Genomic DNA, 12,738 nt, shown 5'->3' with positions numbered 1-12,738 from the left:
TTTTCTATGAGTGACGCAGAACAGCCGACGGACGCGAACGACGCGAGTAGCGTAGACGGAGCGAGTGACCCCAACGATGTGCGCGAAGAGGAGACGGTCGCGGACGACGAGTTCGAGCCGGTGCAGGTGTTCCCCGAGAGCGAGGACATGGACCTCCGGCCGGGGAGCGACGACTGTTACAAGTGTTCGACCTGCGATACGAACTGTCCGGTCGCGGAGGTAGACGACGAGTTCCCCGGTCCGAAGTTCCAAGGCCCCGAGCAGTGGCGGCTCAAGCGCAAGGACGACCACGATATCGACGACTCGGTAATGTCCTGTTCGAACTGCATGCGGTGTGACTCGGCGTGTCCCTCCGACGTGCCCCTGAGCCAGATGCACAACACCGCGCGGGGCGAGTACGTCGAAGACCAGATGGACAAGCTTTCGCGGGAGTACATTCGCAATCGAATTCTGGCGAACTACCGGACGATGGCCGAGTTGGGGAGCAAGGTCCCGCGGCTGACCAACTTCCTGATGGGCAACTCGCTGGTCCAGAAGGTCAACGAGGAGCTACTGGGCATCACCGCGGAACGCGAGTTCCCCGAGTTCGCCGACCAGACGTTCCGGGAGTGGTGGGACGAGCGCGGCGGCCCGCAGGTCCGGAGCGACGAGAAGCGGGTCGCGTACTTCCACGGCTGTTACTCGAACTACAACACCCCGGCGGTCGGCAAGTCGATGGTGCGGCTCTTCGAACACTTCGGCTACGAAGTCGTCGTCCCGAAACAGCGGTGTTCGGGCACCCCGATGTTCGCCAACGGGATGCTGAAAGACGCCAAGCGCGCGGCCGGAATCAACGTCGAGAACTTCTCGGGACTCGTCGAGGAGGGCTACGACGTTATCGCCTCGTGTACCTCCTGCTCGATGTCGCTCCGCCAAGAGTATCCCGAACTGTTCAGCTTCGAGGGGACCGCCAGCGTCGCGGCCCACACCTACGAGGCGCTGGAGTATCTGCGCCTCCACGAGGACTTGGAGGCCGAACTCTCCGAGGCCGAAGTGGACGCCGGGGAGTTCGCTTACCACGCGCCGTGTCACGCCCGCAATCAGGGGCTGGCCGGGCAAGCCGTCGAACTCCTCGACGAACTCTCTGGCGCGAACGCCGAGGACGTGGGCGACTCGTGTTCCGGTATCTCGGGCACCTACGGCTGGAAGGAGGAAAAATACGAAACATCCATGAAGATCGGCTCGGAGATGTTCGACCACATGGAAGCGACCGACGCGGAGACGGGCATGACCGAGTGCCCGACCTGCGCGATGCAGATGGAACACGGCACCGGCTACGAGATTCGCCACCCGCTCGAAGTGTTAGACGAGGCGCTGGTCGGCGAGAGGAGCCACTGACGACGGATGGACTTGGAAGAACGCATCGCTCGGCGACAGGCCACGCGGGACGACGACCTGCTGGTGGACCGGCGACCGCTGAACCCCGCGGTCCACCTCGCCGAACCGGTGGGTCGGGACACGGTTCTCGAACGCCTGCTGGACGTGTTCGACCCCGTCTTCGACCGGCGACTCCCGCCCGACGCCGCGGTCTACGGCCCGAAGGGTGCCGGGAAGTCGGCGCTGGTCAACGCGCTGTTCGCCCACCTGAACGACCAGTTCGGCCGCCGCAAACAGCGACTCGGCACGACCACGCGCGCCGGAACCGCGACCGACACCGTGGCGTTCGTCCACGCCGACGGCTACCGGACGACCAGCGAGTTCCAGTTCTACCACCGACTGCTGGACGCGCTCGTTGACGAGTCGGTCCCCCGGCGCGGCGTCGGGACCGAACGGCTCCGCGAGCGGTTCGTCCAGCAGTTCGCGTCGCCGACGCGGAACGCCGTCGTCGCGGTGGACCACCTCGCCAGCGAGAACTCGCCGTCGGCGTCGGAACTCCGCGAGTGGCTCGCGCCCGTCGAGGAGGACGTGGCATTAGTCGTCGTCGGTCGGTCGGTGCCCGACGAGTGGGACGCCGCGACCGTCCACGTCCCGGCGTACCGCCAGCACGCGCTGGTGGACATCCTGACCGAGCGCGCCTCACGGGCGCTGACGAGCAACGCGCTCAGACACGGGCAGGCCCGCCACGTCGCCGAGTGGGCCAGTGGCGACGCCCACGACGCGCTGGCGGCCGTCTCCAACGCGGCGGAACTGGCCGACGCCGACGACGCCGACCGCGTCCGCGCCAGCGACGTTGACGCGGGCATCGACGACGTGCCCGACGAGGGCGTCCACCTCGGGCGCGTGTTCGGCCTGCCCGAGAACCGCCGGACGGTCCTCTCGGAACTGCTGGCGCTCGACCCGACGCCGCCGATAGACGACGCCGCCAGCGCCATCGCCGACCGGTCGGACCTCTCGGCGGGCACCGTCAAGCGATTCCTGTACGAACTCGCCGAACACGGTGTCCTCGAACGCGTCGAGACCGACGCGACCGACGGGAGCGGCCGCCGCCCGAGTCGCCCCGAACCCCAGTTCCCGACGCTCCCGTTCCGGCGGTTCGACGGCGACGCGCGGCCGGAGTAGGTCGGGTCTCGTTTTCAGACCGAACGCTCCTCGGCGAGCGCCGCCGACCGAGAATCGGACGATTCGCCCGGCTCGCACCAGTCGAATCCCTCCGCGGTCTCCCGGAGGGTCCCGTCCTCGCGCCAGCGTTCGGTTACCGCGTCGAGGCCCTCCCGGTACGTCGGATAGCGGGGTTCCCAGTCGAAGTCCCGCCGGAACCGCCGGGCCGTGGTGGGCATCGGACTCGTCAGCAGTCGAACGGTCTCCTCGCCGACGAGGTGTTTGGCCAGCCACCCCGGAACCCGGCGCGGGTCGGGCGCGTCCAGACGCTCGGCCAGCGCGCGCAGGAAGTCGGCGGTCGTGACCGGTCGGTCGTCCACGACGTGGTAGAGACCGGTCTCGGTTCCGAGCGCCGCCTCCGCGAACGCGCGCGCCGCGTCGTCGGCGTGCAGGACGGAGAGTTCTGCGTCCCCGCGGCCGAGCAATCCGCCGCCGACTATCGGCATCCGTCCGGCGAGCGACCGCTCGGCGAACGACCGGACGTGCGCCGAGTCGTGGGCGTAGAAGAACCCACACCGGACGACGGTCGTCTCGAACCCGGCGTCGTCGGCCGCCTCCGCGGCGATTCGCTCGGCGTCGAGCGCCGACCGCGTGGACCGGTCGGGGTTCGGGTCGGCGGTCTCGTCGAACTCGGAACCGTCCGGTCGGCGAGCGACCCAGACGACGCTCTGCTGGACGAAGCGGTCCGCGCCGACCTCCTCGGCGACGGCGGTCAGGTTCCGCGCGCCCTCCCGGCGAACGCGGTCGTTTCGGTCCCAGTCGGCGTCGGTCGGCTTGCCGTCGGTCGGGATGGCGGTCGCGGCGTGGACTACGATGTCGGCGTCCGCCGCGGCCGCCCGGAGCGAGTCGCGGTCCAGCACGTCACCGCGCCGCGGGGCACCCCCCTCGGCGCGGACCGTTCTATCGCCCGATTCGTCCCGTGTCAGGCCGACGACCTCGTGGCCGCGCTCGGCGAGTTCCGCGACGAGTCGTCGGCCGAGGACGCCGCTCGCGCCTGCGACGAAGACGTTCATGCTCGAATCGACGGCCGGGACGACGGTAGCGGTTCTGCCGGACCTGCGCGGTGGTTTTATAAGCGTGGCGAGCGCGGACGGTCGTATGCGCCGGGTTCGCCTGACGTTCTACGCTCCGGAGGCCGAGGTCCACCCGGTCCACACGATGCTGGCCGAGCGCGACTACGTCGAGGCCGCCGAGATGGTCCACTGGAACGACGCGGGCGAGACGATGACTCACGCCTTCTACGTCGAGGGCGACGCCGAGGAGTTCGCCGCCGAACTGGACGGGACCCCCGCGGTGCGGGCCCACGACCTCACGTCGGTCGGGACGGATTCGTTCTACGCCCACGTCCGCGCCGAGACGACCCCGCTCCAGCGGCGGATGTTCGACGCCTACCACGAGGGCGGTGCGGTCGTCACTTCGACGCTCGAACACACCGACGACGGCGGCGTCACCTTCGAAGTCGTCGGCACCGCCGAGACGCTCCAACAGTTCTACGACGGCGCGCCCGACGAGATAGACGTGGTGATAGACAGCGTGGGCGGCCCGACCGCAGACCCCGATGCGATGCTCTCCGAGCGACAGCGCGAGGCCGTCGAGGCGGCGCTGGCCGCGGGCTACTACGACGTGCCCCGGACCGCGACCCACGAGGAGGTAGCCGAGCGACTCGACTGCGCGCCGAGTACGGCGTCCGAACACCTCCGGAAAGCGGAGTCGGCGGTTCTGCACGCGCTGTTCGAGGAGTAGAGTCGGGAGAAGCGGACGCGAGCGGAAGCGAAGCGGTGTTTTTTCAGTCGTTGCGCGCCGCGGGCGTCGCGGTCGGTTCCTCCTCGACGTAATCGAGGTCGTCGGTGTAGTAGTCCACCAGCAGGACCGAAACGACACCTGCGACGGCAGCCAACAGGACCGCGGTCACGCGCGACATCGGCCATGCGCCCCCCGCAGTGACGACCTTGGCGACCGGAAGCCGAAGCGCACCGACCATCAGCGCGACGAGAAACGTCAGCGTCACCTCGCGGTGGTTCGACAGCGACCATTTCACCACACGGGCGAAACTGAGGATGCCGACCGCCGCACCCGCGACGAAGGAGACGACCGCCACGGTAGGACCGACCACGGGTTCGAGCGGTCCGCCGCGGACGACGCCGACGGCTTCGCCGATGAACGCGTGTAGCGTGTCCGACATGAAGATGTACTGCCCGAACAGGATCAGCAGGAACGACCCGGAGACACCGGGCAGAATCATCGCGCAGATGGCTATCGCGCCGACGACGAACAGCACGGGCGGAGAGTGCGGAATCGCCGCGGCAGTCGATTCGCTGGCGAGCAGGAACGCGACGACTAATCCGACGACCGCGGCCGCTTTCTCCCCGCCGGTGTCGAGACGGACCTCGCTCCAGAGGACGAACGCCGACGCGGCGATGAGTCCGAAGAAGAACGCGAACAGAATCGCGGGCGACGAGTCCGAGATACTGGCGACCGCTCCAGTCACGCCGACGATAGCCGTCATGATGCCTGTTCCGAGGACCAACAGAAACGCCACGTCCATCTCGCGGAGCATCGCGGCGATGCGCCCGCGGGCCTCTGCGTCGTAGGCGCGGGGCAGGTCGGCCACCACGCTCGGGTCGAAGGCCGCGATGGCCCCGACGAGTCGCTCGTAGATGCCGGTTATCAGCGCGATTGTCCCGCCGGAGACGCCGGGCACGGCGTCGGCGGCACCCATGAAGACGCCTTTGAGGTAGATGGAGAGCCACTCTCGCATTGAGGCGGGAGTACGACGACAGGCCGGAAAACGGTTTGCTTTCTCGGGACTCGGCGTGCGACTAATTAACACGTACGTCTCGAACAGCTATAGGTTTCCCCCGGAAATATTATTCTGTGCTAAAGACGCGTCGATATGTCTCAGACGATAGTCCGCGGCGCGGTCGCAGTGCCGACGTGGTTGCGGTACTCGCCCGTGCGGCCGGAGTTCGCTCGGTATCGACCGGTGGCACGACCACAAAATCGAGGCGGATACCGGAAAATCAGAGCGAGAAGTCTTTCAGTTCCGACCCGCGACCACGAGCGCACCGGCCCACGCGCCGACGAGTCCGGCGCGCGCCGGGACGGTCTCGTCGCGCTCGGGGAGTGCGTCGTCGGGCGTCAGTTGCGACGCGTTCGACGAGTTGCCGCTCGCGTTCCCGGCCGTCGAGTCGCCGGTGGTGTTCGTCGCGGTCTCGTTGTCCGCGGTCCCGTTCGCGGGTGCAGTCTCGTCACCGGACGTACCGTTCGGGGCCGTCTCGTTACCTCCGGCCGTCGATTCGTTCTGATTCTGCTGGAGCGAGACGGACTCCTCGGTCAGTTCGACCGTAGTGGTCTCGTCACTCTCGCCGATGACCTGCGCTTCGGTCACCTGCGCCGTGGCGTTGTGGAAGGTCACGTTGCCCTCCTCGAAGTTCTGGGGCGTGTAGAACTGGTAGGGGCTGGTCGCGCGGACGCTGACGTTAGTGTATCCGTTCTCCGGACCCCAGTTCTCGTAGCCCGTCGAGGAGTACGGCAGCGTCATCGTGAACTCGCCGTTCGGGCCGGTCTGGGCCTCTTGCTGATAGGTGAACGACGAGTTCCGGCCGACCGGCGACATGCGAACCGACGCCGTGACCGTGGTGTTGGCCGGGCCGGTGCCCGTCACCGTCGCGCCGGGGACCCGCTCGAAGGTCTTGACCCACGAGGGCGAGGTCTGGAAGATGGCGTTGGGGTTGCGAATCGCGTTCCCCTGCAAGAGCAGTTGCATCTCCGTGCGAAGTCGCTGTGCCCACCGCGCGTTGTTCGCGCCCGACTCGTTGCTCTGGTGGACGACGCGGTAGTGGTTCAGCGCCTCGACGGTCTCGGTCGGGAACTTCGCGATGCCGCCGATTTGGGAGGTCGAGTCGTTAGCGACGAAGGCTTCGGCTTGCTCCATCGTCTGGAAGCGCCGGACGAGCGTCGAGTTCGGACCGCTCTCGGAGAGTTTGATGGTTACGGGCTCACCGGTCCGGGTCTGGACTTGGCGAGCGCGCCAGTCCACGACGATGGGTTGGGCTTCGACGCGACTGCCGTGATAGAGGTAGAGCCGCGCCAACTGGCTGTCGTAGTAGTTCTGGCTCTTCAGGTTGAACGCTGGCTGAAGACCGCCTCGCTGGCTCTGGCGGTAGACCTGTTCGTAGAAGTCCGACCGGGAGACGTTCTCCTTGAACGTCGGCGGCGCGAAGAACTTCCCGCCAGCGTTCGAGTACACCGAGGCCATCTTCCAGTCGACCATCACGTATCGGGTCTCCTCGTTGGGAGCACCGAGCGTCTCGATGACCTGATTGGCCTCCGACTCGTTCTGGGCGAGGAGGTAGTTCGCGGCGGTCGTGGCACCCTCTTGGAACGGGTTGGCGTTCGGGATGCGCTCGCCTTCGACCGTAATCCAGTGGCCGTAGTCCCACCACGACATCACGCCGTAGGCTCCTTCGGGGTAGTCGTAGTCGCTGTTGCTCTGGTCGAAGGTGCCGTAGTAGTCGAGTTGGTCGGCGTTGTTCGCGTTGCCGTAGTCGCCCTCCGCGGGCGTGCTGTTCTCCATCCAGTCGAGCGACCCTTTCCACTTGGTGATGTCGTCCGGACTTTCCTGTCCGGTCTCAATCGCCGTCGGTGTGTCGGGATACCGGGCCGTACCGAGGTTGGCGGGCATGACGAGTACCGGAACGACGAGCAGGATGACGAACAGAATTGCGAAGACCTGCGTGCCGTTGATGTCGCCGACGTTCTGGAAGCTCGGGAACTTCGCCCACGAAATCACTTGGCCGACCAAGTAGGCGTTCAGCACCGCGACCGGCACCGCCAGATAGTAGTTGAACCGGACCTGCGTGAACGCCGCCGCGGTGATGAACGCGGCCCACACCAGCACGAGGAGGTACTCGGCGCGGTCGTCGTCCGACTGGTAGGTCCGCCAGAGCATCCAGACAGCCGCGAGGACGGCTGTGAACAGCATCAGACCGTACTCTTGAATGATGAGGTCGTACCACGCGATGCCGAACTGCGATTGAGTCCGCGAGAGGAACGGCTGGGCCTCGCCGATGGTTCGGGTCTTCGCACCAGTGCTGAACCCGATAATTCGGACGAGGTTGTTGCTGACGAGGCTGTACAGCGACGGGAGCGCGACGTAGACGACGCCGACCACCGCGACGACGATGCCGCCGACTGTCGCGGGGTAGAGCGCCGTCGAGAGGTCGCGTGCGTCCCACTGGCGGGCGAGCCACGCCATGAAGACACAGCCGAACGCGACGGCGAACGCGAGAAGCGGCTGGAGCGGCGAGAACTTCGTCGGGCTGAAGTCGAACGTGCCGAGCGGCACCAGCATGAGGAGCCCCGTCACGGTCATGCTAACCGCGCCGACGAACGCGAGATGGTCGGGACTGACGCCGCGGGCGTAGTCGGCGGTGAGCTTCAGTCCGAAGAAGACCGCGAAGATACCGACCAACAGGACGCCCGGCGGCCACGTCCAGAGGTAGAACGCGGTGGCGATACCGGCGAGGATGCTGTAGCCGAACGGCCTTCGGAGCGCCTCGAAGTCGCCGTCGGCGAGGAGTTCGTACACCGGTTTCTCGCGCTCGGCGACGGTCAGCGCGACCATCATCGCCAGCACGGCGAACGCCTGAAACAGCGGTTCCGCGATGTTGTGGTCGGCGAAGCCGACGAGTCCACGCCGGAGGAACGTGCGGGGGAGTAGCGCGAGGATGACGACCCCGAACAGCCCGCCGGGGCGGCCGCCGAGCCGCTTGCCGACGAGATACGTCGGGATTGCCACGAGCGTCCCGAAGACCGCGGGCGCGACGAGGAGGGTCGTCGCGATGGTCTGCTGGGAGGGGTCGCCGAGGCCGACGATAAGCGCGGCAGTCGCTACGAGTTGGTCGTACAGCGTGCCGAACTGGCCGACGCTGGTGCCGAACGGGAAGTAGGTCCACGGGTCGTACGGCATCGTGGAGGGCCAGTTGTTCACCGTGTACTGTACCTGCCGGAGGTGATACCACGCGTCGTTCCCGTCGAACAGGACTTCACCGTTCTGGACGAACTTGTCGTACGACTGGAGTCGCACCCACAGCATGAACGAGAGCGCTGCGGCGAGTACGGGGACGTGATACCAGTCCTCGAACGAGTCGAGGACCGACCCGACGGAATCGGACGAGTCCTCGACCTGCTCAGTCTGCTGGCTCATTGAGTTGAAGGAATGCGAAAACGCGCATAAGCCTTATCATCTCAGCACGATTTTCCGTCGTTCCCGTTGCCTGCTCACAGACGATTGGTGGACGCCCGCGACGAATTCGACGAGGGTCCGTGGCGGATTCAGCTCGTCGCGTCCCGATAGACCGACGAGAGCGTGAACCGCAATCCGGGGCTGACCACGAGTAGCACGACGCCGTAGGTGACCGCGCCAATGCCGACCAAGAGACCGAGTTGCACCCACGACCGCAGGACGATGGCGCGCTGTCCAGCCTCAACGATGACGAACATCACGCCCGCCGCGAACACCTGCTCGAAGAGCGTCCGGGGGAACGCGTCGAGACCGTCGATGCGTCTGTTGACCGAAAGCATCGACATGGCGTACCTCGCGCTCTCGGCGAGGATAGTGGCGACAACGACGCCGATGGCACCGATGGTGGTAAGCAACGCGACGCCAGCCACGACGTTAAATGCGAGCGTTAGCATGTCGATTCGCATCCTGACGTCGGGGAGGTCCAGCCCCGAGAGGGCGTGCTGGTACATCAAAGTTTGAGAGTAGAGCAACTGGTAGAGCGCGAGACCGACGAGGAACACCGCCGCCCCAGCATACTCGGAACCGTAGGCGGTCACGACGAGCGATCTCGGAATCGCCAGCACACCGAAGAATAGAGGAATCGACAGGAGGCTAGCGTACGAGACTCCGTTTGTCACGTCGATACTCACGTCTTGTTCCTTCGAGTGGCGGTTCGACACCTTGGGCGCGAGTCCGGAGGCGACGACGCTGGCGAGGAACGTCGCTGGAACCGTGAGTTTGTACGCAGCCTCGTAGTTTCCGACCGCGCCCGTCGTCAGGAGCGTCCCGAGCAGAAGCACGTCGAACCGGTCGTAGGCCTTGCCGACGAACGCGGCTACCGTGCTGTACCGAGCGTACGACCAGAGCGACGCGACGGTCGAGCGCGAGGGGACGCTCGGTCTGATTCGGAGGAAGTACAGCGCGACCGGGACGACGAGCAGGGTCGCCGCTGCGAGTCCGTAGCCCATCCCTGCCGCGCCGAACCCCGCGAACACGAACAGGAGTTGGAGCGGCAGGGTTAGCACCGACCGGAGTGTATCGTTCCACGTCTGCTTCGATATCCACCCCTCTCCCCCAAGCATCTTCTGTACCGGGTAGAAGACGCCGAACGCGACGAACAATGCCACGAATACTACCGGGGCCTGCTCGAGATTCGTCTTCTGGACGAGTAGGTCACGCAATGCGAAGACGACGACGCCAGCGACGACGAGCGCCGCCGCGGTCAAGAGTATCGCACCGCCAGCGATTTCGCGCTTGCGCGCTCCGGCCTCGGAATAGCGCTTCTCCACGGCCTGTCCGAATCCTCTGATCGGCCGGTCGGCGATGAAGACCAGCGACAGCAGGAAGTAGAACCCGCCGAAGTCGCTCCGGCCGAGCACGCGGGCGAAGATTATCGTCCCCGCAAAGCCGAGGACCGCTTGGAGTATTTTACCAGCGAATCCCTTCAGGCTCTCCAGCCCGAGATTCATGTCGCCTGCGTCCGCCATTATTCGATGTAGCCAAGCTGTCGAAGTTGCTCCTCCGGGAGGTCGAGTTCCGACTGTTCGGTGGTCACGTCCTCAACGTGCGCCTCAACCCACGACTTCACGTCGTGAACGTCCTTTGGTCGGGTGTCGAGCGTACTCGCCGAGAACGAGCGCCACGAGTGGGTTCCGGGGTCGTTCTGACCGTCGGTCCATGTCGTCTCCATGCCGTGGTCGCTGAGAATCAGCATCTCGTCGTCGTCATCCATCTCGTCGAGAATCTCCTGCACATGGGCCTGACACCACTCGTAGACAGCACAGAGGTTCTCTCGGTCGTCGTAGTAGGCGTGACCGAAGGCGTCGAGGACGTGGATGTGCGAGGCGACCAGCGACAAGTCGTGATTCAGCATCTCGCGAATCCAGCCGAACTCCTCGGCGGCGATGCCCTTTATTTTTCGCTCGTACACCTCGCGGGGCATGTTGTTCTCGCCACTCCGGATCCCGTCTTCGATAACGTCCCACACCCGGTGAAGCTCCTCGTTTCGGTGGACGCCGGGCCAGTTGTGGACGACCCGGTTTGGACCGTCGAAGAACGTCGGGTCAGAAACGGTGGCGAGTTCCCAACTCGCACCGGTCACGTTCTCTACGACGTCGCCCAACTTGTTTCGGGTCCCCATCTTGAGATTGAGAGGGTCGATGAGCCGAGAGGCGAGTTCGACGACGGGATTGCTCCAACTGCTCTCGCCGCCGCCGGTGATACCGTGTTCGCTCGGGTGGAGACCGGTAGCGACCGTCGGCCATACCTCGCCCGTGTGGGGTCGGTCGTCGAACATGTAGGCGACCGACTCCATCTTCCCGTGGGTCGAGAGCCGGTACACGTCGTGGCCGAAATCGTCTACGAGGGCGGCGTCGAGTGCGTCGAGTCCGAGTACGACGAGCGTCATTTGCAGGTACTATGCGGCATCCCCTTTTAATATCGATGGATTCCATTTGGGCGACGCTCGGAACCTCATGTGTATCCGAGGTCTTCCAGTTGCTTAAGTACCGAGTCGGAGACGTCGCCGCGAGCGCCGCTTGCTTCGTCGCGGGACAACTCGTCCCTGAGCGCGTCAAGCCGTTCCCACGGATTCGAAGACCGCGACGTCCCCGTCTCGATGAATCCGTCACGGGTCTCGTACCCGTAGTAGTCCTTGGGGGCCGCGAGACCGTCGAGCGGTTCGTCGTAGGCGGTGAGCGTCTCGTAGTCGAACCCCTCGCCTTCGAGTCGGTCGAGTTGCCGCGGCGTCAGCCCTCGGTACTCGGCGAGGAACGCTCCCGATTCGGGGTCGTCCAGCAGGTCGCGGCCGCGGGAGTCGCCGGACACGCCAGCGAGGTCGAGGACCGTCCTGTGGACGTCGAGGAGGCTCACTACCGTTCGGTCTCGGATGACTTCGTGTTCGTCGCTGGAGACCACTAGCGGGACATGGGTGAGTTCAGGGAAGACGCCGTAACAGTGGTTCCACGCGCCGTGTTCGCCGAGCAGTTCGCCGTGGTCCGCGAGCGTGATTACGTAGTCGAACTCGCTTCGAAGCTCCGCGAAGATGTCGCGGTAAACGTCCGAGAGATACCGGACGCTATCTTCGTAACTCTGGCGAAGACGGTCCGTGTCCACGTTGTTGTCGTCTCCGAGCGTCGCGCTGATGCCGTCGAACTCGGGTTCCTCAACGGTCCGGAACTCGGACGGCGGGTTGTACGGCGCGTGGGCCTCCATCAGATTCAGGAAGAAGAACTCGTCGTCGCCAAACGGCGTGTTCCGGACGACGTCGAGCGCGTTCTTCGCTCCATCGTCCATCTCGAATGGTCCGACCCCCGTGTCGTAGAGTTTCAGCGTCGCGCCGTGCGCGAGCGACTGAAGGGTGTCGCAGTCCGAGACGACACAGTTCCAGAGCGCGCGTGCGTATCGGATCGGTCCTTCGTCCTGCGAGTTGGCGATGAATACGCCCCAGTCGAACACGTCGTCGTCAAACGAGTCGAGTCGCCAACTACCCCCAAAGTGTTCGAACCCTCGGTCGTAGCCGAACTGCTGTGAAACGTAGGGATTAGCACTGAACGCGCGAGTGGTGTAACCGACGCTCTGGAGCTGCTCGGCCAAGACCTGCTCCTCGCAGTCGAGGTGTTCGTGTTCACCACCGACGCCGATCTCGCTCGCGTACTTGCCCGTAAACAGCGAGGCGTGTGCTGGAACGGTTCGATGACTCGTTGAGTACGCATGCTCGAATCGTCGACCGGGTAACCAGTCGAAGTACTCGTCAAAGACATCCTTCCGCAGAGTGTCGAGAACGACGAGAGCGATGTTGGTCATTCGTTGTTGAATCGTGTACAGTAGACCCGCAAGTGTGTTGCGGTTCAGTTATAAGTTTTCCCACGAAAACA

Annotated in this window: 9 protein-coding genes; 3 read left to right on the top strand and 6 right to left on the bottom strand. The window is 65.2% G+C overall.

The genetic code is table 11. The annotated features are described in order from the left end of the window. The first annotated feature begins 6 nt into the window (after positions 1 to 6). Complete coding sequence (locus EPL00_RS12175; RefSeq protein ID WP_135854440.1) at positions 7 to 1,377, top strand: anaerobic glycerol-3-phosphate dehydrogenase subunit C; 1,371 nt, start codon at positions 7 to 9, stop codon at positions 1,375 to 1,377. A gap of 6 nt (positions 1,378 to 1,383) precedes the next feature. After that, entirely contained in the window at positions 1,384 to 2,538 is a 1,155-nt protein-coding gene (locus EPL00_RS12170; protein ID WP_135854439.1) for a Cdc6/Cdc18 family protein, read from the top strand. Positions 2,539 to 2,552: 14 nt separating this feature from the next. Here EPL00_RS12170 and EPL00_RS12165 read toward each other — a convergent pair whose 3' ends face one another. Continuing rightward, positions 2,553 to 3,590 (bottom strand): NAD-dependent epimerase/dehydratase family protein, encoded by a 1,038-nt coding sequence (locus EPL00_RS12165; RefSeq protein WP_135854438.1) that lies wholly within the window; start codon positions 3,588 to 3,590, stop codon positions 2,553 to 2,555. Between the two features lie 85 nt (positions 3,591 to 3,675). On the opposite strand from EPL00_RS12165, the gene EPL00_RS12160 reads away from it, so the two are divergent. Continuing rightward, the gene (locus EPL00_RS12160; protein ID WP_135854437.1) at positions 3,676 to 4,320 is read left to right on the top strand and encodes a helix-turn-helix domain-containing protein; all 645 of its coding nucleotides are present in this window, start codon (positions 3,676 to 3,678) and stop codon (positions 4,318 to 4,320) included. A 43-nt stretch (positions 4,321 to 4,363) separates the two neighbouring features. Here EPL00_RS12160 and EPL00_RS12155 read toward each other — a convergent pair whose 3' ends face one another. The 5 genes from EPL00_RS12155 to EPL00_RS12135 all read right to left on the bottom strand — a co-directional run bounded on the left by EPL00_RS12155 (position 4,364) and on the right by EPL00_RS12135 (position 12,667). After that, entirely contained in the window at positions 4,364 to 5,335 is a 972-nt protein-coding gene (locus EPL00_RS12155; RefSeq protein ID WP_135854436.1) for a DUF368 domain-containing protein, read from the bottom strand. A 279-nt stretch (positions 5,336 to 5,614) separates the two neighbouring features. Continuing rightward, positions 5,615 to 8,785, bottom strand: coding sequence for an oligosaccharyl transferase, archaeosortase A system-associated (locus EPL00_RS12150; RefSeq protein ID WP_135854435.1), 3,171 nt, complete (start codon positions 8,783 to 8,785; stop codon positions 5,615 to 5,617). Positions 8,786 to 8,913: 128 nt separating this feature from the next. Beyond that, on the bottom strand, positions 8,914 to 10,350 hold the full coding sequence (locus EPL00_RS12145; protein ID WP_135854434.1) for an oligosaccharide flippase family protein: 1,437 nt from the start codon (positions 10,348 to 10,350) through the stop codon (positions 8,914 to 8,916). After that, positions 10,350 to 11,270, bottom strand: a complete 921-nt coding sequence (locus EPL00_RS12140; protein ID WP_135854433.1) for an alkaline phosphatase family protein — start codon at positions 11,268 to 11,270, stop codon at positions 10,350 to 10,352. Before EPL00_RS12140 ends, EPL00_RS12145 begins: the two co-directional genes overlap by 1 nt. Before the next feature lie 65 nt (positions 11,271 to 11,335). After that, positions 11,336 to 12,667 (bottom strand): sulfatase-like hydrolase/transferase, encoded by a 1,332-nt coding sequence (locus EPL00_RS12135; protein ID WP_135854432.1) that lies wholly within the window; start codon positions 12,665 to 12,667, stop codon positions 11,336 to 11,338. Between the last annotated feature and the right edge of the window lie 71 nt (positions 12,668 to 12,738).

This window comes from Halorussus salinus (assembly GCF_004765815.2).
GTDB lineage: Archaea > Halobacteriota > Halobacteria > Halobacteriales > Haladaptataceae > Halorussus > Halorussus salinus.
This window is presented reverse-complemented; position numbering and strand designations above follow the sequence as displayed.

Bases quoted from the DNA above. Each gene is read 5' to 3' on its own strand.
- EPL00_RS12175 (WP_135854440.1), top strand. From the start codon at position 7: ATGAGTGACGCAGAACAGCCGACGGACGCGAACGACGCGAGTAGCGTA.
- EPL00_RS12150 (WP_135854435.1), bottom strand. From the start codon at position 8,785: ATGAGCCAGCAGACTGAGCAGGTCGAGGACTCGTCCGATTCCGTCGGG.
- EPL00_RS12145 (WP_135854434.1), bottom strand. From the start codon at position 10,350: ATGGCGGACGCAGGCGACATGAATCTCGGGCTGGAGAGCCTGAAGGGA.
- EPL00_RS12135 (WP_135854432.1), bottom strand. From the start codon at position 12,667: ATGACCAACATCGCTCTCGTCGTTCTCGACACTCTGCGGAAGGATGTC.
- EPL00_RS12160 (WP_135854437.1), top strand. From the start codon at position 3,676: ATGCGCCGGGTTCGCCTGACGTTCTACGCTCCGGAGGCCGAGGTCCAC.
- EPL00_RS12155 (WP_135854436.1), bottom strand. From the start codon at position 5,335: ATGCGAGAGTGGCTCTCCATCTACCTCAAAGGCGTCTTCATGGGTGCC.
- EPL00_RS12140 (WP_135854433.1), bottom strand. From the start codon at position 11,270: ATGACGCTCGTCGTACTCGGACTCGACGCACTCGACGCCGCCCTCGTA.
- EPL00_RS12165 (WP_135854438.1), bottom strand. From the start codon at position 3,590: ATGAACGTCTTCGTCGCAGGCGCGAGCGGCGTCCTCGGCCGACGACTC.
- EPL00_RS12170 (WP_135854439.1), top strand. From the start codon at position 1,384: ATGGACTTGGAAGAACGCATCGCTCGGCGACAGGCCACGCGGGACGAC.